At 60.8% G+C, this 23,764-nt stretch carries 25 protein-coding genes; 12 read left to right on the top strand and 13 right to left on the bottom strand.

The genetic code is table 11. From position 1 onward, the window contains the following. Window positions 1-42: 42 nt before the first annotated feature. Window positions 43-843 (bottom strand): exodeoxyribonuclease III, encoded by an 801-nt coding sequence (gene xth, locus CYG48_RS20150; RefSeq protein WP_118852352.1) that lies wholly within the window; start codon window positions 841-843, stop codon window positions 43-45. Between the two features lie 127 nt (window positions 844-970). Continuing rightward, window positions 971-1,834, bottom strand: coding sequence for a DMT family transporter (locus CYG48_RS20145; protein WP_118852350.1), 864 nt, complete (start codon window positions 1,832-1,834; stop codon window positions 971-973). Between the two features lie 87 nt (window positions 1,835-1,921). Here CYG48_RS20145 and CYG48_RS20140 point away from each other — a divergent pair, with 87 nt between their 5' ends. Next, entirely contained in the window at window positions 1,922-3,376 is a 1,455-nt protein-coding gene (locus CYG48_RS20140; RefSeq protein ID WP_199925316.1) for an aminotransferase-like domain-containing protein, read from the top strand. On the opposite strand, the gene CYG48_RS20135 is transcribed toward CYG48_RS20140, so the two are convergent. From CYG48_RS20135 to CYG48_RS20125, 3 genes are all read right to left on the bottom strand, one after another. Then, on the bottom strand, window positions 3,342-5,000 hold the full coding sequence (locus tag CYG48_RS20135) for an ABC transporter permease (protein ID WP_118852348.1): 1,659 nt from the start codon (window positions 4,998-5,000) through the stop codon (window positions 3,342-3,344). The genes CYG48_RS20140 and CYG48_RS20135 overlap by 35 nt on opposite strands. Before the next feature lie 55 nt (window positions 5,001-5,055). Continuing rightward, window positions 5,056-6,042 carry an extracellular solute-binding protein gene (locus CYG48_RS20130; RefSeq protein ID WP_118852345.1) on the bottom strand — a complete coding sequence of 329 codons (987 nt, stop codon included), beginning with the start codon at window positions 6,040-6,042 and terminating at the stop codon, window positions 5,056-5,058. A gap of 159 nt (window positions 6,043-6,201) precedes the next feature. After that, window positions 6,202-7,290 carry an ABC transporter ATP-binding protein gene (locus tag CYG48_RS20125; RefSeq protein ID WP_118852343.1) on the bottom strand — a complete coding sequence of 363 codons (1,089 nt, stop codon included), beginning with the start codon at window positions 7,288-7,290 and terminating at the stop codon, window positions 6,202-6,204. A 162-nt stretch (window positions 7,291-7,452) separates the two neighbouring features. Here CYG48_RS20125 and CYG48_RS20120 point away from each other — a divergent pair, with 162 nt between their 5' ends. Further along, a complete protein-coding gene (locus CYG48_RS20120; protein ID WP_118852341.1) occupies window positions 7,453-7,752 on the top strand; it encodes a hypothetical protein in 300 nt (99 codons plus the stop codon). Window positions 7,753-7,755: 3 nt separating this feature from the next. Here the strand turns inward: CYG48_RS20120 and CYG48_RS20115 are convergent, their stop codons facing one another. Next, window positions 7,756-8,880: an HPP family protein gene (locus tag CYG48_RS20115; protein ID WP_118852339.1), complete on the bottom strand. Its 1,125-nt coding sequence runs from the start codon at window positions 8,878-8,880 to the stop codon at window positions 7,756-7,758. Between the two features lie 16 nt (window positions 8,881-8,896). Further along, window positions 8,897-9,811: a LysR family transcriptional regulator gene (locus tag CYG48_RS20110; protein WP_118852337.1), complete on the bottom strand. Its 915-nt coding sequence runs from the start codon at window positions 9,809-9,811 to the stop codon at window positions 8,897-8,899. A 125-nt stretch (window positions 9,812-9,936) separates the two neighbouring features. Between CYG48_RS20110 and CYG48_RS20105 the strand changes: the two genes are divergently transcribed. Then, window positions 9,937-10,116, top strand: coding sequence for a hypothetical protein (locus CYG48_RS20105; protein WP_118852335.1), 180 nt, complete (start codon window positions 9,937-9,939; stop codon window positions 10,114-10,116). A 58-nt stretch (window positions 10,117-10,174) separates the two neighbouring features. Further along, window positions 10,175-10,378: a hypothetical protein gene (locus tag CYG48_RS20100; RefSeq protein WP_118852333.1), complete on the top strand. Its 204-nt coding sequence runs from the start codon at window positions 10,175-10,177 to the stop codon at window positions 10,376-10,378. Window positions 10,379-10,445: 67 nt separating this feature from the next. Here the strand turns inward: CYG48_RS20100 and CYG48_RS20095 are convergent, their stop codons facing one another. From CYG48_RS20095 to gdhA, 5 genes are all read right to left on the bottom strand, one after another. Further along, window positions 10,446-10,970 carry a transcription elongation factor GreAB gene (locus tag CYG48_RS20095; protein ID WP_118852331.1) on the bottom strand — a complete coding sequence of 175 codons (525 nt, stop codon included), beginning with the start codon at window positions 10,968-10,970 and terminating at the stop codon, window positions 10,446-10,448. 79 nt (window positions 10,971-11,049) lie between these two features. Further along, a complete protein-coding gene (locus tag CYG48_RS20090; RefSeq protein WP_118852329.1) occupies window positions 11,050-11,289 on the bottom strand; it encodes a hypothetical protein in 240 nt (79 codons plus the stop codon). Continuing rightward, window positions 11,286-11,792 carry a hypothetical protein gene (locus CYG48_RS20085; RefSeq protein ID WP_118852327.1) on the bottom strand — a complete coding sequence of 169 codons (507 nt, stop codon included), beginning with the start codon at window positions 11,790-11,792 and terminating at the stop codon, window positions 11,286-11,288. The genes CYG48_RS20090 and CYG48_RS20085 overlap by 4 nt, the downstream gene beginning before the upstream one ends. Before the next feature lie 165 nt (window positions 11,793-11,957). After that, entirely contained in the window at window positions 11,958-12,281 is a 324-nt protein-coding gene (locus CYG48_RS20080) for a GreA/GreB family elongation factor (protein ID WP_199925314.1), read from the bottom strand. Window positions 12,282-12,636: 355 nt separating this feature from the next. Further along, window positions 12,637-13,983: an NADP-specific glutamate dehydrogenase gene (gene gdhA / locus CYG48_RS20075; RefSeq protein ID WP_118852323.1), complete on the bottom strand. Its 1,347-nt coding sequence runs from the start codon at window positions 13,981-13,983 to the stop codon at window positions 12,637-12,639. Between the two features lie 336 nt (window positions 13,984-14,319). Between gdhA and rnk the strand changes: the two genes are divergently transcribed. The 6 genes from rnk to CYG48_RS20050 all read left to right on the top strand — a co-directional run bounded on the left by rnk (window position 14,320) and on the right by CYG48_RS20050 (window position 18,778). After that, on the top strand, window positions 14,320-14,745 hold the full coding sequence (gene rnk, locus CYG48_RS20070) for a nucleoside diphosphate kinase regulator (protein ID WP_445304354.1): 426 nt from the start codon (window positions 14,320-14,322) through the stop codon (window positions 14,743-14,745). Between the two features lie 47 nt (window positions 14,746-14,792). Beyond that, the gene (locus CYG48_RS20065; RefSeq protein ID WP_199925313.1) at window positions 14,793-15,551 is read left to right on the top strand and encodes a uroporphyrinogen-III synthase; all 759 of its coding nucleotides are present in this window, start codon (window positions 14,793-14,795) and stop codon (window positions 15,549-15,551) included. 62 nt (window positions 15,552-15,613) lie between these two features. Continuing rightward, window positions 15,614-16,369, top strand: coding sequence for a pseudouridine synthase (locus CYG48_RS20060; RefSeq protein WP_118852319.1), 756 nt, complete (start codon window positions 15,614-15,616; stop codon window positions 16,367-16,369). 77 nt (window positions 16,370-16,446) lie between these two features. Next, window positions 16,447-16,614 (top strand): hypothetical protein, encoded by a 168-nt coding sequence (locus CYG48_RS22620; RefSeq protein WP_199925312.1) that lies wholly within the window; start codon window positions 16,447-16,449, stop codon window positions 16,612-16,614. Between the two features lie 409 nt (window positions 16,615-17,023). After that, window positions 17,024-17,524 (top strand): hypothetical protein, encoded by a 501-nt coding sequence (locus tag CYG48_RS20055; protein WP_118852317.1) that lies wholly within the window; start codon window positions 17,024-17,026, stop codon window positions 17,522-17,524. Window positions 17,525-17,638: 114 nt separating this feature from the next. After that, on the top strand, window positions 17,639-18,778 hold the full coding sequence (locus CYG48_RS20050) for a M24 family metallopeptidase (protein WP_118852315.1): 1,140 nt from the start codon (window positions 17,639-17,641) through the stop codon (window positions 18,776-18,778). Between the two features lie 63 nt (window positions 18,779-18,841). On the opposite strand, the gene CYG48_RS20045 is transcribed toward CYG48_RS20050, so the two are convergent. Then, window positions 18,842-20,197 carry an MFS transporter gene (locus CYG48_RS20045; RefSeq protein ID WP_118852313.1) on the bottom strand — a complete coding sequence of 452 codons (1,356 nt, stop codon included), beginning with the start codon at window positions 20,195-20,197 and terminating at the stop codon, window positions 18,842-18,844. A 328-nt stretch (window positions 20,198-20,525) separates the two neighbouring features. Here CYG48_RS20045 and cyoA point away from each other — a divergent pair, with 328 nt between their 5' ends. Then, complete coding sequence (cyoA, locus tag CYG48_RS20040; protein ID WP_118852311.1) at window positions 20,526-21,728, top strand: ubiquinol oxidase subunit II; 1,203 nt, start codon at window positions 20,526-20,528, stop codon at window positions 21,726-21,728. 29 nt (window positions 21,729-21,757) lie between these two features. Then, a complete protein-coding gene (gene cyoB / locus CYG48_RS20035; RefSeq protein ID WP_118852309.1) occupies window positions 21,758-23,761 on the top strand; it encodes a cytochrome o ubiquinol oxidase subunit I in 2,004 nt (667 codons plus the stop codon). The last annotated feature ends 3 nt before the right edge of the window (window positions 23,762-23,764 follow it).

Below are 23,764 nucleotides of genomic sequence, written 5' to 3'. Positions count from 1 at the left end.
GGTGGTCAACACGAAGAGCCCTGACTTGTTCCGTGTGTGTGGCTACCGCACCTTCCTGCGTTTGGTGGCTTTGTCGGAGATTTCGATCCAGGTGGGGGCATGGTCGCTGGTATGGTCCCAGCCGCGAACCTCCCGATCAACGCCTGCGGCCGACAATCGCGCGGCAATGTCTGCGCTAAGCAGGAAATGGTCGATCCTCAGCCCGGCGTCCCGTGCGAAGGCATTCCGGAAATAGTCCCAGAACGTATAGACGCGCTCGTCAGGATGAAGCTTTCTCAGCGCATCCGTCCAACCCTGCTCCACGAGGCGGCGGAAAGCGTCGCGCACCTCGATGCGAAACAGGGCATCGTTCTTCCAGCGCTCCGGCTTGTACACGTCGAGATCCGTGGGCATCACGTTGTAGTCGCCGGCGAGGATCACGGGGACTTCCAGCGCGAGAAGCTCTGCAGCATAGGAATGAAGGCGCTCGAACCACGTAAGCTTGTAGTCGAACTTCGGACCGGGAAACGGGTTACCATTCGGAAGATAGAGGCAGCCGATGACCATGCCGTTGATCGCCGCCTCAATGTAACGACTTTGCACGTCATCGAAACCGCCGGGCAGACCCTTGCGGGTCAGCAGAGGCTCCTTTTCCTTCGCGAGGATCGCGACGCCGTTCCAGCTTTTCTGGCCGTGCCAGATCGCCCCGTAGCCGGCAGCCTCGAGTGCTTTGGCGGGAAACTTCTCGTCCGGTGCCTTCAACTCCTGCAGGCAGACGATGTCCGGGGAGGCCTGCTCGAGCCACCGCAGCAGGACTTCGAGGCGACCATTCACTCCGTTGACGTTATAAGTGGCGATCTTCACTGTTTGGCCCAGGCATGGGCACAACTGGGTCTCTTACACAACAACACTCGAACCGGCATCCCAGCCTCCTGATGGTCACGGTTTTCCAGAACGCGTAAGCGACCCGAAAGTTACCGTCCCGGTCGCCTCAGCGAGCAAACCGTTTGGCGCCGAACACACACAGGATAACGGCGAGGGTGACAAAAACCATGCCGAGAGAGACCGGCTCGCGCAGCAGCGTCGCTGCGAGCGCCAGTCCGAAGAACGGCTGCAGAAGCTGCAACTGACCCACGGCAGCAATACCGCCTTCCGACAGCCCGCGGTACCAGAACACAAAGCCGATCAGCATGCTGAAGAGCGAGACATATCCAAGGCTGATCAATGCGGGCGCGCCTATTCCGGCGAATGTGGGCGGCATAGTGATCACGGCGGCGACCGCCATCAGCGGCAGTGACAAGACGAGTGCCCAGCAGATGACCTGCCATCCACCAAGCTGACGCGAAAGCTTGGCACCTTCCGCATATCCGAGGCCACAGACGAGGACGGCGGCAAGCATCAGGAGATCTCCCACCGGCGACAGATCCGACCCTTGCGACAGGGCAAAGCCGGCAACCAGCAGGGAGCCCAGGCCAGAGAACAACCAGAAGGCTGGCCTTGGCCGCTCACCGCCGCGGATGACACCGAAGAACGCCGTTGCGAGCGGCAGCAAGCCGATGAAGACGATGGAGTGTGCTGAAGTCACGTGTTGCAGCGCCAGCGCGGTTAGCAACGGAAAACCCACCACCACGCCGGCTCCGACGATGACCAGCGACATCACATCTCCAGCAGGCGGCCGCTTCTGCTTGAGCAGAAGGAGAAGCGCGAGCGCAAGCATCCCCGCAATGGCGGCTCGCACGACGGTGAGGAACACCGGATCGAACTGCATCACCGCTACCCGTGTCGCCGGCAGCGAGCCGCTGAATATCACCATCCCGATAAAGCCGTTGATCCAGCCAGCTGTTGTCCGATCCATCATCTGCTCCAATGCTAAAGGTGATATTCATCGACGAGGAGCCGTGGCGGCGCTAGTTACAGTCTGATACAGTTGAGCAAAACTGTTATGGGCGAGAGACTGATACAGATGGTTGAGCATGGCGTAAGGCAGACGCGGATAGCGCTGGTGATGGACACGATCCGCCAGCGTATAGCCGGCCGCGCCTTGGGGCCGGGTGCGAAGCTCCCATCTGTCCGAAGCCTAGCGTCATCATTGAAGCTCTCTCCCGCCACCGTGGTCGAGGCCTATGACCGGCTCGCCGCAGAAGGCGTGATCTTTTCCCGGCCAGGATCCGGCTTCTACGTTGCCAACCAGGCGCTCCCTTTCACGGTAGCTGAGGCCGGGCCGAGGACAGACCGCGCAGTGGACCCGTTCTGGGTGTCGCGGCAGTCGCTCGAAGCGGGTGAGGATGATCTGAAGCCAGGTTGCGGCTGGCTTCCCCAGTCCTGGCTGCCCAATGATGCGCTCCGTCGCGCGCTCCGGAAACTTGCACGTGCCGGGGAAGGCACGCTCGGTGACTACGGTTCGCCACTTGGGCTGCCGCCGCTGCGCCAGCTTCTATCCCGGCGGATGGCCGAGAAGGGCATCGAAGCCTCGCCTGACCAGATCATGCTCACCGAATCCGGTACCCAGTCAATCGACCTCCTGTGTCGTTTCCTGCTGGAGCCCGGTGACACGGTGATGGTCGATGACCCCTGCTACTTCAACTTCCATGCGCTTCTTCGGGCGCACCGGGCGAAGATCGTCGGGGTGCCTTACACACCGGCTGGACCAGATGTTGAGGCCTTCGCCCATATTCTGCGGGAGCACCGGCCGCGCCTCTACATCACCAATTCCGGGATCCACAATCCGACGGGAGCCGTCTTGTCGCCTGTCATTGCGCATAAGGTCCTGAAGCTGGCGGACCAGTTCGACTTGACCATCGTTGAGGACGATATCTTCGCCGACTTCGAACACATACCCGCGCCGCGACTCGCAGCCTTCGACGGTCTAGACCGCGTCATCCACATCGGCAGCTTTTCGAAGACGCTGTCTGCTTCGGCCCGCTGCGGCTTCATCATCGCCAAACCGGATTGGATTGAAGGTCTGACGGACCTGAAGATTGCAACCTCCTTCGGCGGCGGCCGGTTGGCGGCAGAACTTGTGTTCAACGTCATGAGCGACGGCGGCTACCGAAAACATCTTGAAGCGACGCGCGTGAGACTGTCGAAGGCGATGCGCGAGGCATCTTCAAAGCTCAAGAACCTCGGTGTCACGCCATGGCTGGAGCCGCAGGCCGGCATGTTTTTGTGGTGCCAGCTGCCGGAGGGCGTGGATGCCGCGGATATCGCTCGAAGCGCGTTGAAGCGGAAGGTGATCCTAGCACCCGGCAACGTTTTCAGCCTGTCACAATCCGCAACCGGGTTCATGCGATTCAACGTTTCACAGATGCTGGACGCCCAAGTCTGGGACGTGCTTGAAGAGACACTCAAGGAGCGCTTCCCGCCTAATGTTTCGCGCCCACACGCGACAGCAGGATGACCGGGATGATGCCGATTGCCACGATCGCCAGCGCGACGATTGATCCTTCTTCATAGGTTCCTCGGGCTGCTTCGCCGTAAAGGTGCGTGGCGAATGTCTCGACGTTCAGCGGGCGCAGAAGAAGCGTTGCAGGGAGTTCCTTGACGCAGTCCACGAAGACCAGAATGGCGGCGGCCGAGATCATCGTCTTCGACAGCGGGATGTGGATCTTGCGAAACGTGTCGGAAGGCGTATGGCCAAGCGTTCTGGCAACCTGGTCGAAGGAGCCGGGGATGCGCGCAAAGCCCGCTTCGATGCTGCCGGCGGAGATGGCGAGGAACCGCACCGTCAGCGCGTAGACGACAGCCACGCCCGAGCCCAGGAAGACGAGGCCAACAGAGACACCCAGCCACTGGCGCAAGGCAGCGTCGATTGCACGATCCGCGCCAGCCAGCACGATCAGGACCGCGATGGCGATTACCGTGCCGGGAGCGGCGTAACCCAGCATCAGGATCCGGAACAACCCGGAGACGGGGCGCCCCTTGTTGAACCGGATCGCATGAGCGGCTGCAAGTCCGAGCAGGATGGTCGCGCCGGTCGCGGCAGCAGCAATGCCAAGCGTCGCAATGGCTTCATCAAACAGCCGGGGAGATATGCCTGCGAACTGGTATCGCTGCCAGGCCTCCTTCACGAGGTAGAGCGCCGGCGCTGCAAAACCAATGACAACCGGGATTGTCCCGGCCAGGAGCAGGGCGAGACCGTGAAGCATGGAGGTCTGTTGCAAAGGCAAGGGACGGTTACGGCGTGCGTCTGTGACAAAACTCTGTTTCTGCCGCGCCCAGCGCTCCAGCATGACCAGCAACACCACAATGGTGAGAAGCGCGAGAGCGATCTGCGCGGCGCCGGGCAGGTCCGTACGGGTAATCCAGGTCGTATAGATGGTGACCGTCAGCGTCCGGACACCCAGGAATTCCGCGGCACCGACATCATTCAGGGTTTCCATCAGCGCGAGGCTGACCCCCACGGCAATCGCGGGCCGCGCAAGCGGAAGCGCCACCCGCCAGAAGATCGCCCGCCTGGAGACGCCAAGCGTGCGCGCAGCATCGACGAGGTTACCCGACTGGGTCAGGAACATCGCCCGCGTTGGAATATAGACATAGGGGTAAAGGACGAAACCCAGGAGCAGGATACATCCTGGCATAGAGCGGATATCCGGCAGGCGGAACTGGCGGGGGCTCTCATAACCCAGCAGCCAGCGAACGGCCTCCTGAACCGGACCCACCGGATGCAGGATGTCGAGATAGGCATAGGCAATAATGTAGGTCGGAACGGCGAGCGGCAGCAGCAGCGCCCACTGGAGAACATTTCGTCCCGGAAACTGGTAGGCACTGACGAGCCAGGCGGCGGATGTGCCTATCAGGGTCGTAATCACCCCGACGCCGGCAAGCAGGATCGCCGTGTCGAGCAAAGCGGTGGGTAGAACAGTGGAAGCGAGATGCTCCCAAAGCCCGGGTGAGCCGCGCAGTGCCTCGCGAACCAGGCCGCCGAACGGCAAAATGACGAGAAGCGCAATTACCAACAAAGCTGTTGGAATGACTGCGCCGCCGGACTTGGAAGCAGAGGTTGACTGGAACGGATGCAGCATTCAGACGCCGATCACGCGAAAGAGGCGGGCGCCACGAACGGCGCCCTCCTCCGCCTCAGTTGTCGAAGCCGACTTTGTCGACAAGGGCGCTGGCTTCCTTGCGATGGCTGACGATCTCGGCGAGCGACTTGTTGTCGATCTTGAGTTCGCCGAAGGACGCGATGATCGGATCGATCTGGGCGCCAGCCTTTACCGGGTATTCGAAGTTCGCCTTGGCATAGATCTGCTGTGCTTCGTCCGAGACCAGATACTCCAGGAATTTGATTGCTTCGGCCTTGTTCGGTGCATGCTTGGCAACCGCAGCACCGCTGATGTTGACCTGGGTTCCACCGTCCTTGAAGGTCGGCAGGATGACCTTGATGGCTTCTGCCCACTTCTCCTGTTCCGGACCGCCGGCACCCGACTTCATCAGGCCGACGTAATAGGAGTTCGCGATGCCGATGTCGCAGATCCCACCAAGGATGTCCTTGGCAGCGTCGCGATCACCCCCGGCGGCCTTGCGGGCAAGGTTGGCCTTGACGCCGGCCAACCACTTTTCCGCTTCTTCAACGCCATGGTGGGCGATGTAGTCCGCAAAAAGCGCAGTGTTGTAAGGGTGCTGGCCAGAACGAATGCAGACCTTGCCCTTCCACTTGGGATCCGCCAGATCCTCGTAATTGAAGCTGACCAGATCGAGATCCTTGGCCGCGTAAAGAACACGAGCGCGCATCGAAAGCGCAAACCAGTGCCCGTTGACATCCCGCAGTTGTTCAGGAACGGCTGTCTTCAGCACCTCTGAATCAACCGGCTGCGTCACACCCTTCTCGGCAAGATCGACAAGGTTGCCCGCATCGACGGCCATGAGGATATCGGCCGGAGAGCTTTCACCTTCCGAGGCGACCCGCTCAGCGAGGCCGTCCTTCAGGAAGATGGTGTTGATCTTGGTGCCACTCGACTTGGTGAAGGCTTCGATCAAGGGAGCGATCAGAGCGGGTTCGCGGGTCGTGTAGAGGTTCAGCTCTGCCGACACGGCATAGGACGGCAACATGGCGGCCGTTGCCATAAGAGCGGCCTGAAGGATCGTGCGTGATGTCATCTGGAACTCCCCCCGAGACGTGAGAAACACGGGAACGCTTCCAGCATTTGTGGATGCTGACAGTCAAGTTTAATTTCTAATACTGACTGCGGTTCACGATAACGTGAACGGTGACGCGCCGCGCCCTCAGGCCGGGTCGAACATCAGCACCTTGTCGCGCTCGATGTGTATCCCAACCGTATCCGTGTTGAGCGGCAGGCGCTTCGACGCCACCGCACGAAGCGGTTCCTGCAATCCCTCGATCCGCAGCACCACTTCCTCGGTGTCGCCAGAAAAGACACGGCGCTCCACCTTGCCTACAATCTCGCCACCGTCCGGCGACAGCGTGATCATGTGCGGGCGGATGTAGACGATGGGAGAAGACGTCTCGAACGTACGCTCAAGGACAGGAAACGCTCCGAGCGGCGTGTCAACACGATTGCCACGCAGGACGCCTTGCACCTTGTTGGAGGGCGCAAAGAACTCGGCCGCATATGCACTGACTGGCCGATCGTAGACATCATAAGGACTGCCAGCCTGAATAACCTCACCCCGCTTCATCAGAACAACCTGGTCGGCGGCCGAAAGCGCCTCCTGCGGATCATGGGTCACAAGAACGACCGTGGTCTCCAACCCCTTCAAAAGAGCCAGCGTCTCACCCCGCACCTGCGCACGAAGCCCCTGATCGAGATTTGAGAAGGGCTCGTCCATCAGGACGATCTTTGGGTCCGGCGCCAGCGCACGCGCCAGGGCGACACGCTGCTGCTCGCCACCCGACAAGCTTGCTGGATAACGCCCCGCCAGGTGCATGATGCCGATGCGGTCGATCACCGCGTCCGCCTTCGCGCGGGCCGACGAGCGGTCGAAGCGCTTCAAACCGAAAAGCACATTCTCCCGCACCGTCAGATGTGGAAACAGCGCGTAGTCCTGGAACACGAAGCCGACGCTGCGCTCTTCCGGCTGTACGAACCTGGCGCCGTCCACTTCGACACCATCAATAACGATCCGCCCCTGATCGGCATGCTCGACGCCGGCAATCATGCGCAGGAGCGTGGACTTGCCGCAACCGGAAGGACCGACGAGCGACAGCACTTTGCCGGCGCGCACCGCCAGCGACACCGACTTGACCGCCGCTGTCTTGCCAAAGGAGCGGGAGACCTGGTGCAGACGAAGGAATGCATCCGATGCCACCGACCCGGATGTTTCGCTGCCAGTTCTTTCGAATTCACGAGCCATAGACTGCCGATTTCCTGCGTGATCCCGCCCCGGTTATGGCGACAACTTCGTCTTGATCAGGTTAGAGCCCGTTGATCAAGAGGATCGCGAGAATCCGCCCCCTGCCGCACTGGCACGAAGATTGCAACGTGAACTGAAAACAATCAGTCGGCGAGGCGCAAAATGCAGGTCTTCCTCAACTGTTTCCTCCTGGCCTGCGCCGCGGGCTTAAGTTTCAGGCAGTTCATGCTGCTTTACACGGCAGCGCCCGCGCGAGTTGAAGCTTCGCCGTTGATGCCAACGATTGCCACCGCCGTGTTTCTCGGCGCGCTGGGACTGGCGCTGGCGGACACCGAGCTTACAGCCTTCAGCCTTATCCTCGCGGCAGCGGTGCCGATCGCACTCTTAGGAAATCCGACGCGCTCGGTGCTTCCCGTTCTCTGCGCGGCGGCCTGTCTCCTCGCCTACGTTGGAGCGCGCTGACGCCTACGCTGCAACGGTCTGAGGCTGCACCGCCTTGGGCAGTGACCGGGCAACTGCGCTCAGCAGATCCGTCTGTGAAATCAGCCCCAGAATGTTGCGCTGCGCGTCCGTGATGATGACGGCATGCGCCCGCCCATCCGTCAGCACCGGAAGAAGTGCCAGCGCCGGATCGTCAGGCCGGGCTGAAATCGGCCGCGCAATCAGCGGCTCGACGGAGCCGGCGGCCACGGCCAGTTCGCGCAGGCCGACGGTCCCTACAAGCTTCCGGTCGTGGTCCCTCACCGGCAGCGTCCTGACATTGTGATGCAGGAGCAGCCATCGCGCTTGTTCAACGCTTGCATCGATATCGACGGAAACGACGTCGCGCGACATGATGTCGGCGCACTTGATCTCGCTGTTAGAGCGGGCAACGGCTTCAAGCTCCACCTGGCGCAAGAGCCGAAGGAGGCTGTCGCGATCGATGTCGAAGCTGTCTTTCAAGGCCGCAAGTGCCGCATCCACATCCTGCTCCTGGAAGCCCGCGCGCTCGGCCGCCGGGCGATCGGCGGTCAGGTGGGTGTTCACGGGCGGCGTCGCGACATGCGGGTAATTGTGTTTGGAGAGCTTGTGGAACGCCAGGCCAATGGCGACCAGCAGGCAGGAGTTCAGCGCAACCGGTACGAAGGGAAACAGCATCCCCCAACTCGCAACAGCCGGACCGCCGAGCACCGCCGTTAAGGCCGCGGCACCTCCGGGTGGATGGAGGCAACGGGTAAACGACATCGCCGCGATGGCGAGCGAAACGCCAACACCGGTTGCGATGATCGGGTCGCTGATGGCGCTCGCGGCAGCAACGCCGATAAGCGCGGAGATCGTATTGCCGCCGATGATCGGCCAAGGCTGCGCCAGCGGACTGGAAGGCACTGCAAAGAGAAGAACAGCCGAGGCACCCATCGGGGCAACGATGAGGGGCAGGTGCGAGCCTTCGCCAAACATGAGGCCGCAAATCAGCCCCGTCAGGATGATCGCAACCAGCGCCGCCGCACAGGCGAGCAGTCGATCGGGGAGCGTCGCCCCGGCCAGGATCGGGTTGAACCAGCGTGACGGCTCTGAACGATGAGATGGCTCATCAGGCAAGGAAGGAGGCATGAACGCTCTTGGGAGTTTATTGGACGAACTGGGATTGCAGCATCTTGTCAGCCGTTGCAGCCGATGATGCAAGAAGGATCTGCTCGAACTGCCCGAGCGTTGGGGGCCGATCGCCTGCGCGGGAGATCAGCAGGGTGTCGATGACCCCGATCGAGCGGGTGCGAACCTCGCTGTTCCAGGGGAGCATGTTCAACACCGAAAGCGGCATGACGCCTACCGCATTGCCGGCAACGACATGCGCGAGAATGGAATGATAGGAAGACAGCTCCAGCGTCGGGCAACGCGCCGATGAGCCGATCCAGCGTTCCGCAACCTGTCGATAGGTGCAACCGGGCTCCAGCGCGGCCAGCGACGGCACGGCGATGTCAGCGGGCTGTTCGACAGAGCGGTGTGTCGAGGGAAAAACGAGCAGCAGGTCTTCCTGGAACACGCGGACCGAATGCAGGTGATCGAGCCGTCCAACGGCCTGCGCAAACCACTCGGGCTCGTCATGCGGCGCCGCGATCAACGCACAGTGGAGTGCTTCGGACTCCACGGCGCGGATCAGCTCGCGCGTCGCACCGAGCGTCAGTTGCAGAGGCGTGCCGCACTCGCTGCTGAAGGCGGCCAGCACGGGCGGCAGGCGACTTGCGGCCGTGCTTTCCATCGTGCCGACGTTGAGGACGGGCGGGACGTCGAGCGCCTTGACGGCATTTCTCGCCTCCTGCTCCAGCGCGATCAACTTCTTGGCATAGGGCAGGAAGGCCCTGCCCTCTTCCGTCAGCGTCATCTTCTTCGAATTGCGGCTGAAAAGGTTGACGCCCAGCTTCTGCTCAAGCTGCTGGATGCGCGTCGTCACGTTCGAGGGCGCACGCTCAAGCCGCTGCGCGGAACGCGTCACGCTCTGGCTGTCGGCCACCGCAACGAAGATTTCAACTGAGGACAGATCCATCGATCTCACTTCTGGAAAATTCTTGCTTATTATTCCGTAAAATAGAATGATGGCAATGGCCGACCTGAGTTCGGATGACCAAAATCATCTCGAAGATAGGAAAGGCTTTCTAGGAGAGCGTCCAGATGAGCAAAGACGAGCAGAACGAGTATTCTTCGCCGGCATGTTTAATGCACGAAGTGGATCCCGCGTACATGGGGCTCGACACGCCGTTGCCGCGCAAGAACGAGCGCAAGAAGAACAAGGATGCCACGGCTCTGCGGAGTGCGCCATCGGACGAGCAGGAAGAGTCTACCCGCTCGTGACCCTCACGAACGGTAGCAATGGTTCAGGCGTATTGTTGATGCAAGGAGGAGGCACGGCATGCAACCTGGAGGCAGAAAGACGATCTGGCATGAGTGGTATGCCTGGTATCCGGTCCAGCCTCATGACGACGACGGGCTGTTCTGGCTCGAGACGCTTTATCGCAACCGCGGCCACGACGGCGGCTGGGAATACAAGTCATTCCTGACAGGCCGGGACCGCGAAAAGGCGCAAGCATCCACGCCGGTTGTGCCCGGAGCCTAGCAGAGATGAGAATTATACAGGCGTGACCATGGCTGCAGCCATGGTCACCGGAGTGTCTGAATAAAGATCAGGCCGCGCTGGGACCGGGATCGTCGTCGTAACCCGTGAACACCCTTCGCGGCTTCGGTCGAAAGCTCAGGATCTGCGGGGCGTGATCCAGCAGTTCGCGCGGCTCAACCCGCGCAGACCTGCGTCGCGCCTCAGCCTCCGGCTGGAAGACCACTTTCTCGACCGTGATTGTCTCGCAGTAGCCGTCATCGGTGCAGATTTCGGTGGACTCGCCGACGGCGAGGCCGAGCAGGGCCAGTCCGCGCAGCGACTGCACCGAGATCGCGAAGTTGGGAAGGTCATCGCCGGGGTTGCGGACAAGCACATGCGGCCCAGCCTGCACCCCGTTGACCTGATAGAAAACCTGCGAGTCGATCGTCACCACGTTCGCGGGAATATCCTCGCGGAAGAAGATACTCGAATGGTTCAGCTTCTCGCGAAGCAGAACGAGAAAGCGTTCGGAGAAATCATTCTCCTGGTCGAGCATCGACATCAGGACGTTGAGATCGCCTGCAGTCAGTTGGCAAAAAGCTTCACGGGACATCGTAATCCTCCAGCGTGCTGGTATCGACAGGATCGTCAGGTGCGATCCAGGTTTGGTCTTGAATTCGGTGGCAGATCGGCTAGCGCAGCCAGATGCGGATGCGATCTTGCTCAATCTGCGCGCCGTTCTCCGCACTCGTGAGAGCGACAAGCTCACGTGCCGCATCTGCGGCCGCTTCACGGCTGGGGTACCGGGACGGCATGATCCGCTCGCCCGAGGGAAAGCAGATCAGCGCCCTTCCGCTGAAGTGATCGTAATGCAGTTGCACATCGATCCACGGCCTGGAGCGGGCCGCGAGGTCGCCATGGACGCCGGTCATTGCTCCCCTCCCGCAGCCGATTGCACCGTACGCTGATCCAACCGTGGCCGGAGACGTGGTGCCGGGTGCGCTTTCGTCTTTTGCGCCACACAACCGAACACGTCTGCCCCCACGCGCTGTGGCTGGTAAAGCACGCGCTTCAGCACAAGCTCCGCTGCTGCATCTCCAGGCAGCACGATTTGTGCTCGGCTTCCCTCCCGCATGCCGAGCAGAGACAGGCCGATCCCGCGAAGCGGAATGACGCCCTGGAACGAGCGGAACGGTTTTCTGATATTGACGAGGAAGGCGGACACGGGCACGCCGTCGTTCACTTGGTAGGTGATCCGGCTGTTGATGGTCGCGACATCTGCAGGCACCCGCCCGCCGTCGATGATGCGAGCGGTATCGAGCTTGCGGAAGATGGTCGCTTTTTCTGTATCCGTAAGGGCAGGATCCTGAAGCAGGATTTGCAGGACGGCAGCATCCTCGGCGGTGAGGAATGCAAGGGCATTGGCGGCAGGCATAATCGTCTCCCGATGGCGTTCAAGTGGGCGAAACAAGAACTCCCTGTGCCGGCCGTGTCGGCGGCACAGGGCTACGGGCCTGCGGTAAGGCAACCTCCTCTGGACACGATCTGCATCATTTCCACCTGTCTCTCGAAACTGGTTCTGCGGGTTTGTGGCTGGAGCCTAAGCGCGGCCTTCCACACCAAGGATGATCGCCTGCCTCTTGCGCCCGTCCTGGGCGATCCATTCGCCGTGCTGGCGTGGACGCAGGCCAAATAGCGCAAGGCCAACCGGCGCCAGGATCGAGATCCGGGCCTCCTCTGCATCGATCTCGCTTGGATGCACCACCGTAATGGTTCTCGCCGGCTCACCCTCGGCCTCGAAGGTGACGGTGGAGCCAAGCCGTATCGCATTCGGTGGAAGCTGGTCGTCCAGCATCAGGCAGGATTGCCGAAGCTTTTCGGCCAGTCGCCGCCGCAGCTTGGAATCGGCAGGCGCCCTGTGCATCAGCGCGCTCAGGCGTGCATGGTCGCTTATTCCCACCAAAGGGGGCCAATGAGAATTTCCGGAAATCATGTCAGTACCTCTGGGGCAGTCTGCCCAAATCAACCTAAGTGATGAAGGTTGTCGCGAGAATCAGCGCTAAAGCTGATCTGTATCCCAGGGTCCGATAGGCGACGAAACACCGGACCCGGGTCAGGATCCTGCGATGGGGCACACCCGAAAGGCGTTCAGCCGAAGTATGTCGCGGTTCGTCAACATGGCCATAAGATCGGTTGGCCGATCACCGAAGTCAAGCCGCGCGGCGCCGTGCCGCAGGCGGTAGGCCTGCGGCACTTCGTCTTGTAACAACTTCTGTGGATCAGATGACGCCGAGCGCGTCCATGGCTTCGGCAACGCGTACGAAGCCGGCGATATTGGCGCCCAGAACGTAATCGCCCGGCGCGCCATATTCTTCCGCCGTTTCCGCGCAGCGGTCATGGATGGATTCCATGATGTATGCGAGGCGGCTCTCCGTCTGCTCGAAGGTCCAGCTGTCACGCGAGGCGTTCTGCTGCATTTCGAGTGCCGAAGTCGCCACGCCACCGGCGTTGGCTGCCTTGCCGGGCGCAAACAGGACGCCCGCATCCTGGAAGATGCGAACTGCCTCCGGCGTTGAGGGCATGTTGGCACCCTCGCCTACAGCGATGACCCCGTTTTTCACCAGCGTGCGTGCGTCCTTGCCGGTCAGTTCGTTCTGCGTGGCCGATGGCATTGCCACATCGCAGGTTACGTCCCAGATCGAGCCGCCCTCGACATAGCGCGCGGTACCCTTCTTGAGGTTTGCATATTCGCTGATGCGAGCGCGACGGACTTCCTTGATCTCCTTCACCAGGTCCAGGTCGATCCCGCTGTCGTCGATGATGAAGCCGTTGGAATCCGAGCAGGCCACCACCTTGCCGCCAAACTCGATGACCTTCTCCATCGTGTAGATGGCGACGTTACCGGAGCCGGAAACGACGACGCGCTTGCCCTCGAAGGACTGCCCCTTTGTGCCGAGCATGCGCTGCACGAAATAAGTCGCGCCATAGCCTGTCGCTTCCTTGCGAGCGCGCGACCCGCCGTAGAACAGGGCCTTGCCCGTAAGAACGCCGGCTTCATACCGGTTGGTCAGGCGCTTGTACTGGCCGAACATGTAACCGATCTCGCGACCGCCAACGCCGATATCCCCGGCCGGCACGTCGGTATATTCACCCAGATGGCGGTGTAGCTCGGTCATGAAGGACTGGCAGAAGCGCATGATCTCGCCCTGCGAGCGGCCGCGCGGATTGAAATCCGAGCCGCCCTTGCCGCCGCCGATCGGCATGCCGGTCAACGCATTCTTGAAGGTCTGCTCGAAACCGAGGAACTTGATGATTCCGACATTGACCGAGGGATGGAAGCGGATGCCGCCCTTGTAAGGGCCAAGGGCCGAATTGAACTGAACGCGGAAACCGCGGTTGATCTGCACCTGCCCCGTGTCATCTACCCACGGCACGCGGAAGATGATCTGGCGCTCGGGTTCGCAAATACGCTCGATCAGAGCATTGTCTGCGTATCGGGGATGTTTGGCGATCACCCGGCCAAGGCTCTCGAGAACCTCGCGCACGGCTTGGTGGAATTCTTGCTCGCCACCATTGCGACGCAGTACTTCTGTCAGGATCGGTTCCAGCTTCTCATGGACCTGCAATTATTTCACTCCTTGGTGCTATCCATTGACTGGAAGCGTGCAGTAACCCAACCGTGCGGACGAGGGAAATAAAAAACTGTGCGACAGATCGACCTCCGCTGCGGTGGTTGACTTCCCGTGGAAGCGTGACATCATCAGGCTGCCATGATGAAGATTTCGGATCTCCATAGCTATCGCCTCCGCCGTGAGTGTCCCATCGAAGGACACTAGCCCGGCTCCTTGACTGCTGTCGCGCGTCAGGACCGGGATTCTTAGGCACCTCGCTTAAGTTTTTGCGCGACCCAATCACCCATCTTCTACACATCCGGTGCGCGGCTGGCGGCTGCGCGAGAGGCTATGAACATGAACTCCGTATCGAAAAAGGTGAGCAAGCCGCTGATCATCGTTCGCGAAACTGAACACGCTCGCTTGACGTCGCTTGCCCTGGCGGCTCCAGGGCGTGACCTCGAAGTCGCAGACGAACTGCTTGCAGAACTGGAACGCGCAAAGATAGTTGTTGACAAGAAGCTGCCGGCGAATGTCGTCGGTATTGGTTCGACAGTGTCTTACCAAACCGAGCTCGGCCAGACCCGAACCGTCACCCTTTGCTACCCGGGCGAAGCGGATATCGGCCGCTCAATGGTCAGCGTCATGACGCCGATCGGCGTGGCCCTTCTTGGTCTTTCGCCGCGCCAGTCCATCAACTGGACGGCCAGGGACGGCCAGGTCCACCGGCTGACGATCCTTTCCGTCGAGCCAATGGCAAAGTCCCAGGCCGCCTGACGTCGATGTTGCACTTCGACCACTACGCTCAGCGACCAAAGCTTCTGGTGACCCAATCCGCGCCGCACGCGCGCGGCACGGTGGAAGCGTTGGCGGGGATCGGCGTCAGTGGCCTGGTAGAGCCTATGCTGGTGACGCGCGACCTGCCCATTGACAGAGACGAGGCGGCGGATGCCGCCGCTCTTGTCTTTACCTCTGCGAATGGTGTTGAAGCCCTCCTCAGGCAGGGACAGATCAGTGACAATGTCCGGCTTTATGCGGTGGGTCCGCAGACGGCAGCCTGCCTCGCACAGCACGGGTATCGAGATGCGGTCGTCGGAGAGGGAGACGCTGACAGCCTGCTCCGCCTGATCTTCTCGACCTGGAGACCGACCGACGGCAAGATCGTCCATGTCTCCGGGAAACACGTCAAATGCGATATCGCGCTCGAGCTTCGGTCATGGGGGTACAAGGCGAGCCGTGCCACCGCTTATGTGGCGGACCAGGTTGAGGACGTCCGCGAAACGACCCTCGACGCTTTTCGCAGTGGGTCGCTACTGGGTGTGGTTTTCGTGTCCCGCCGAGCGGCAAACGCTTTCTGCGCGATCGCAGAGGTTCAGGAGGTGCTGGGGCATAAACCGTGTCGCTTTGCCTTCTGCCTGTCCGAGTACATCGCTGGCGGTATCAACGAAAGGCTGTTCAGCGACATCCTGTGGTCGGTTCGCCCGACCCGCGAGGCATTGGTGCACAGGATAGAGACCTGCCTGGCGGACCTGCAGTTGAACGCACCACAGCACATCCAACCCGCCACAACGGAGAACGTCTAGCTCTGGCGCTTCCAGGAATGTCAGGTTAGGTCAAAGACCGAAGCAGCGGCAAGAAGGAGTGGATCTTGAAGAACAGCCGGTCCGCGGCAGTTGGCGTCAGGGTCACGCTACCCCGTGCACTTTCCAAGCTTGGCTTTTGTTCGCGCAAGCAAGCGGAGCAGCTCGTGGCGGGCGGCCAGGTAAAGGTCAATGGCCGCGTCGACAAAAGCCTGAACAGCTGGGTGGACATCACCCGTGACAAGATCTCCGTCGATGACATTCGTGTCGCCGCGGCATCCAAGGTCTATCTCTTGCTGAACAAGCCGAGGGGTCTGGTCACGACCAGGGACGATCCCGAGGGGCGGCCGACCGTATTCAGCTGCCTGGAAGCCTATGACGTGCCCCACCTGTCGCCGGTCGGCCGGCTGGACAAAGCGAGCGAAGGCTTGCTGCTGTTCACCAACGACACTGTGTTCGCGCAGCGGCTGCTCGATCCCGAAACACATGTGGCGAAGACCTATCACGTTCAGGTCAAGGGATCGGTAGACACCGAGTTTCTGGAGCACATGGCGGCCGGCGTGCAGCACGACGGCGAGTTCCTGAGGGCTTCTGCGGTCAAACTGCTCCGACAGGGCGACAAGAACGCCTGGATCGAAGTGGAACTGCAAGAGGGAAAGAACCGCCAGATCAGACGAATGCTCGAAGCGCTCGGTTTCGAGTGCCTGAGGCTCGTTCGCGTCCGGATGGGGGATATCGAGCTGGGGCAGCTGGCCAAGGGCAAAAGCCGACCGCTCACTGAGGATGAACTTACCCGTTTGCGCAAGCAAGCCGGCCTCTGAGCACGCCCGTTGATTTCTGGCGTGGGAAGCTCAGGTTCAGCCTTGCCGCGACCCGACACTGGCCTAACTACTCGTGCATGACGGACACGACACAGAAAAAGCCCACCACCACCGAAATGAAACGAGCCGCTTTCGAGCAAACGACCGAGTTCGCAAAGCTCGCGGCGGAAGCTGAAAAGAAGGCGCGCGACGAGAAGACCGCGCGGCTTCGGGCGATGCGGTTATCGAAACAGCAGGACCACTAACCTCCGACCTGATGTAGCTTATCCAGCAATTGATTGATCGCGGGAGACCACGTGCGATCAATCAGGCTGCGGCATCGCGCTCGCGTCACTACCCCGCGTCAGCCTTCAGTCTGACGTGCTGCTGGACCAATGGCCATCCGATTTCGGACTTATGACGGCGGAGCCTGAGGATAAGGTCCTGGGGCGGAACCGCCGCAAAGGAGCAGGTGTTGCCCCATTGAAAAAGGAGGCAACCATGGAAGAAAGCATACATCAAGCACGCTGGCTGCTGTTTATCATCTTTGCTCTGACGGTCGGAATGACCACTCTTGGTGCCCTCGCAAGTTGACACGCGGCAGCGCGTCTTGCCGATGGTATGGTCAAGGGACGCCCTTTTTGCGTAGAGTGTGAGAAGTTTTAGGAGTTTCCGGTGTTAGCGCGCAGAACGATCCTCTTGGGTGCAACTGCCCTGCTGTTGGAGGCCGCCTTCAACCGCCAGGTGGCCTTTGCGCAAGGCAATGGCAATGGGGGCGGTAACGGCGGCGGCAATGGCGGTGGTAACGGGGGCGGCAACGGCGGAGGCAACGGCGGCGGCAATGGCAACGGTGGTGGGAATAGTGGTGCCGGCGGCGGCAACAGCAATGGCGGAGGAAACTCCGGAGGCAATAGCGGCCGTGGCGGCGCAAGCTCAGGTGCGAGTGGAGGCTCACCAGGTCGCGGCGGCTCAAAGGGCCAAGGCAGTCGCACGAGTTCGCGCAATGGAGACAGCGTAAGCGTCAACGGGTCATCTGTGGAGGTGCGGCACCGCTCGGGAATTCAGGAAGTCCTGACGCGCGATCGTTACACCATGCGTGACCGACGGGGACGCACGATCATCAGCCGCCCGGCGACAGGCGCCGACCGCGCCCGCTTCAGATCCATAATGGACTAGCACACGCTTCGTAACGCTGAAGCCAGCGTCCAATCCTACCTATCCATGATCGACTTTGCATCCACGACGCGCTAACGCAGTGGCCATCCAGCTTGTAGTGCAGTGAGGTCCAGAATGTCGTGGAAGCACCCCGTTCCCCCTATATCCGATGATGAACGACGCGGGCGCCTCAAGCGGCTGCAGGAGCGGCTCTCGGAGCAGAACATCCAGGGACTGCTGCTAGGATCCACCGAAAGCCTCCGCTATTTCACCGGTCTGGTCTGGCACGCGAGCGAAAGGCTTGTTGGCGCCTTGGTGACGCCGGACGCGGGGACCTATGTCGTCCCGGGCTTCGAGCAGAGCCGCGTCGAGAGCCTGCCGCATCTTCCGGGCGAGATCGTTGTCTGGCAGGAAGATCAGTCGAGTGCAGAACTCGTTGCACGCCTCATGCCGCAAGGCGGCAAGCTTGCCTTGGATGATGCATTGCCGCTCTTCGTGTATCATCAGCTTGCCCATGTCTTCGGGGCCGACCGCCTCGTTGACGGGGGCCCGTTCATCCGCGGCCTGCGTCTGCGCAAGTCGCAGAACGAGATCGCGCTGATCAAGTACGCGATGGGCCTGACGCTGGAGGTCCACCGCCGCGCCCATGCGATGATCAAGCCGGGGGTAAAGTCTTCGGAGGTGGTTCGCTCTATCGATGAACAACATCGCGCGCTTGGCACCAGCGGATCGAGCTTCTGCATCGTGTCCTTCGGGGTGGCGACCTCGCTTCCGCATGGCGCTGATGGCGACCAGACTTATCAGCCGGGTGACGTGGTGCTTGTCGATACCGGCTGCCGGCTCGACGGCTACCACTCCGACCTCACGAGAACGTATGTGATGGAAGAGCCGACACCGGAGTTCGCGGCAGCATGGGCGATCGAACGAGAGGCGCAGCAGGCAGTGTTCGATGCCGCTCAACTCGGCGCCACCTGCGGTAGCCTGGATGATGCCGCCCGTGCGGTGCTGGCGCGCCACGGCCTGGGCCCGGACTATGCCTTGCCGGGGTTACCTCATCGCGCCGGGCACGGGCTCGGCATGGAGATCCACGAAGAGCCATACATCGTGCGCGGCAACCGAACGGGCCTGGAGCCGGGCATGTGCTTTTCAAACGAACCGATGATCGTCTATCCCAACCGTTTCGGCATCCGGCTCGAAGACCATATCTACATGTCGGCCGAAGGCCCTAGATGGTTTACCGAGCCTGCGAAAGGTCCGACCGAACCGTTCGCTTGATCTGCAGCGGGTTACGTCATGGAAAGCAAATGCCGGGCCTCGGCCCGGCATTTTTTTGTGGGTTTAGCGAGGACCCGGCTCGTTCGCCTGGTCAAGCACGCGGGTGAGGCTCAGCGCCACGAGTGTGCAGATGGCTCCGGAGATCAGGTACCCGCCGATGAAGATGATGCCGAAGTTGGTGGCAAGCCCCAGCGCTACCAGCGGCGCAAAGCCCGCACCCACCAGCCATGCCAGGTCGGATGTCAGGGCTGCACCCGTATAACGATAATACTGGGTGAAGCGCGACGACACCGCGCCGGACGCCTGGCCAAATGTCAGGCCGAGGATAAAGAAGCCGATGATGATGTAAGCATCCTGGCCCTTGCCGCCGGCGTCGAGCAGGAAGGGTGCCGAGAACGAGAAGATGGCAATCAGACTCGCGCCGATCATCAACTGGCTGCGGCGGCCGATACGGTCAGCGATGATGCCCGACAGCACGATGCCAACCAGGCCCACCGCCGCACCGGCAACCTGCACCAGAAGGAATTCCGCTGCAGATTGGCCGCCGTTAAGGATCACCCAGCTCAACGGGAAGATCGTGACGAGGTGGAACATCGCGAAGCTTGCCAGCGGCGCGAAAGCGCCAAGGATCACGTCATAGCCGTGCTTGCTGAGCATCTCGAAGACCGGCCGCGCCTGCAGTTCGTTGGCGTCCATCGCAGCACCAAACTCCCTGCTCGCGACGATGCGCAAGCGAGCGAACAGCGCGACGACGTTGATCGCAAAGGCAACGAAGAACGGATAACGCCAGCCCCAGGACAGGAACTCTTCTTCCGAGAGATTGGCGACGAAATAACCGAACAGCAGGCTTGCCAGCGCAAAACCGATCGGCGCACCGAGCTGCGGGATCATCGCGTACCAGCCACGACGGTTCTGCGGCGCGTTGAGGTTCAGAAGCGAAGCAAGCCCATCCCAGGCGCCCCCCAGCGCAAAGCCCTGCCCCATGCGGAACAGCGCCAGCAAGGCGACGGCCCAATAACCGATGGTCTCGTAGCCGGGCAGGAAGGCGATCGATGCTGTCGAGCCGCCAAGCAGGAAGAGCGCGATCGTGAGTTTCGTGCCGCGCCCGTAATTTCGGTCAATCCACATGAACACGAAGGATCCGACCGGCCGTGCCATGAAGGCCAGCGGGAAGATCGCAAACGACATCAGCGTTGCTGCAACCGGATTTGGCGCAAACGGGAAGATCAGCTTCGGGAAGACGAGAACCGAGCCAAGCGCATAGACAAAGAAGTCGAAGAATTCAGATGTGCGGCCGATGATCACGCCGATCGCGATATTACCGGCGGAGATGGGCTTGTCGTCGTGGATGCGGCGGGCATCCTCTTCAAGGCCGGATGATGTAGGGCCTGCGGACGCGGTGTTGACGGCCGTGGTCATAGATTCCTCCTGGCGATATTCGCCTCTTGCCTTGAATGTTGATCAACACGCGTTGGAGATCAAGGAAGGGCGAACAAAAAACAGCCTGCGTAGTACGTGCAGCGTTCCTCCCGCTGCGGCCTCTGGTCACCTTGGAACGATGACCTAGATTGACCGGTAGTGGACTTCCGGCTGAGCCTGTTCCGGTTCATGCCTTAGATACAAGGCGAATACCATGCGGTTTTTTGTTGCAGTGCGACGGATTGCTGCAGTGCGACAACCGGCCTCATTCCAGTGGACATTGGAACGGGCGTAGTCCGGGCCAGCAAAAACGTAGATCGAGCTTGAGATGATCCCTCAGTTTAAAATCGTTGGACGCTTGTTGGCATTGCTGACACTGGTGATGCTTTCAGGCTGCAACTTGGTGGTGATGTCGCCTTCTGGCGATATCGCGCAACAGCAGGCAGAACTGATCGTCGTGTCGACGGTGCTGATGCTCCTCATCATTGTCCCGGTGATCTTCCTCACCCTGTTCTTCGCCTGGCGGTATCGCAGTTCCAACACCGATGCGCCCTACGATCCCGAATGGCACCACTCCACGCGTCTTGAAGTCATCATCTGGTCGGCACCGCTCGCGATCATCGTCGCCCTTGGAGCGATCACCTGGATCAGCACCCACAAGCTAGACCCTTACCGACCACTGGAGCGGATCGACGCAGAACGTCCGGTCCCCGCCGATACCAAACCGCTCACGGTTGAGGTCGTCGCGCTCGACTGGAAGTGGTTGTTCTTCTATCCGGACTACGGCATTGCCACGGTTAACGAGATGGCAGCACCGGTCGATGTGCCGATCAACTTCAAGATCACGGCGTCGTCGGTCATGAACTCGTTTTACGTTCCGGCGCTCGCGGGCATGATCTACGCCATGCCGGGCATGGAGACGAAGCTCCACGCGGTCATCAACAAGCCGGGTGAATATGAGGGCATCTCCGCCAACTACAGCGGCGATGGCTTCTCCCACATGCGCTTCAAGTTCCACGGCACGGACCAGGACGGCTTTGACCAGTGGATTGCGCGTGTGAAGCAGAACGGCACGGCGCTCAACCGCGATGCATACCTCAAGCTTGAAAAGCCGAGCGCCAAGGAGCCGGTGCGCTACTACGCCAATGTCGAGGAAGGGCTCTACCGCACCATTCTCAACATGTGCACGCGGCCCGGACAGATGTGCATGGACGAAATGATGCATATCGACATGTCCGGCGGTGCCGGGGTCGAGAGCCACGAGAACCGCGCCCGTCTAGAGCATGACAACCGCCATGCAGGCGAGGCCAATGAGAACGAGGAAAGTGGCCGCCCCGGCCCTGGCGCGACCTTCCCGGCAACGGGCAATCCGGCAAAGACCGACCAGCCTGCGCAGGGCGTCAACGATCGCACGGAAAGCCAGCCGCAAACGACTGATCATGACATGAAGGACATGAACCGAGATCAGAGCGGCGCCGCACCTCCTCAGCTCAATAACAATCCGCCGGCTCAGCCTGCACCCCAGCCGTGAACTCGGCAGACAATATTTGGTAGGGACCCATGTTCGGTAATACCACCCTGACGCAGTTTCTCTTCGGAAGGCTTTCCTTTGAAGCCATTCCTTACCACGAGCCAATCCTCGTCGTGACCTTCATCGCGGTCGCGATCGGTGGCCTCGGGCTGTTGGCGCTGATCACCAAGTACAAGCTCTGGGGTTACCTCTGGAACGAGTGGTTCACGAGTGTCGATCACAAGAAGATCGGCATCATGTATATCGTGCTCGCCATCATCATGCTTTTGCGCGGCTTTGCCGATGCAATCATGATGCGCGTGCAGCAGGCGATCGCCTTCAACGGCAATGAGGGCTATCTCAACCCGCACCACTACGACCAGATCTTTACCGCGCATGGCGTGATCATGATCTTCTTCGTGGCGATGCCGTTCGTCACCGGCTTCATGAACTACGTGGTGCCGCTGCAGATCGGCGCGCGCGACGTTTCCTTCCCGTTCCTCAACAACTTCTCCTTCTGGATGACCACGGCCGGCGCCGTCATCATCATGATGTCGTTGTTCGTCGGCGAGTTCGCCCGCACAGGCTGGCTCGCCTATCCGCCGCTATCCGGCGCGGACTACAGCCCCGGCGTTGGTGTTGACTATTATATCTGGGGCCTGCAGGTGGCGGGCGTTGGGACGACCTTGTCCGGGATCAACCTCGTAGCGACCATCGTCAAGATGCGCGCCCCGGGCATGACCTTCATGAAGATGCCAATCTTCACCTGGACCTCGCTCTGCACCAACATCCTCATCGTTGCGACCTTCCCGATCCTGACGGCCACCCTCGTTCTGCTGACGCTCGACCGCTATGCCGGCACGAACTTCTTCACGAACGACCTCGGCGGCAACCCGATGATGTATATCAACCTCATCTGGATCTGGGGTCACCCGGAGGTCTACATCCTCGTTCTGCCCGCCTTCGGCATCTTCTCGGAAGTGGTTGCGACCTTCTGCGGCAAGCGCCTCTTCGGTTACGCCTCGATGGTCTATGCGACCTGCGTGATCATGATCCTGTCGTACATCGTGTGGCTGCACCACTTCTTCACGATGGGCTCGGGCGCATCGGTGAACGCCTTCTTCGGAATCACCACGATGATCATCTCCATCCCAACGGGTGCGAAGATCTTCAACTGGCTCTTCACAATGTATCGCGGTCGCATCCGCTATGAAGTGCCGATGCTGTGGACCGTCGGCTTCATGGTCACCTTCGTCATCGGTGGCATGACCGGCGTGATGCTGGCCGTACCGCCCGCCGACTTCGTGCTGCACAACTCACTCTTCCTGATCGCGCACTTCCATAACGTGATCATCGGCGGCGTGCTGTTCGGCCTGCTCGCCGGTGTGAACTACTGGTTCCCGAAGGCCTTCGGCTACAAGCTCGATCCGTTCTGGGGCAAAATCAGCTTCTGGTTCTGGCAGATCGGCTTCTTTGTTGCCTTCATGCCGCTCTATGTGCTCGGCCTGATGGGTGTCACCCGCCGCCTGAGCCAGTTTGAGGATTCCTCGCTGCAGATCTGGTTCATCATCGCCGCGATCGGCGCGGCCATGATCGCTGTCGGAATTGCCGCCTTCATCATCCAGTTGATCGTTTCCTTCCTGAAGCGTGACCAACTGCGTGACGACACCGGTGACCCGTGGCACGGCCGCACGCTCGAATGGTCGACCTCGTCGCCACCGCCGGACTACAACTTCGCCTTCACGCCGGTCGTGCACGATCATGACAGCTGGTACGACATGAAAAACCGCGGCTACAAGCGTCCGCTCCAGGGTTTCATGCAGATCCACATGCCCAAGAACACCGGCGCCGGCGTGATCTTGGCCGGGTTGAGCGTGGTGCTCGCTTTCGCGATGATCTGGTACATCTGGTGGCTGGCGATCGTCTGCTTCCTGGCGCTGCTCGCCGTCGCGATCGGACATACGTTCAACTACAACCGTGACTTCTACATCCCAGCCGAGAACGTGGCTGCAACAGAAGACGAGCGGACCAAGCTGCTCGCGCAACGGAGCTGACCC

This window comes from Neorhizobium sp. SOG26 (assembly GCF_003491345.1).
Taxonomy (GTDB): Bacteria; Pseudomonadota; Alphaproteobacteria; order Rhizobiales; family Rhizobiaceae; genus Neorhizobium; species Neorhizobium turbinariae.
The sequence above is the reverse complement of the archived record's forward strand: the minus strand, read 5'-3'. Positions and strand labels throughout refer to the sequence as shown.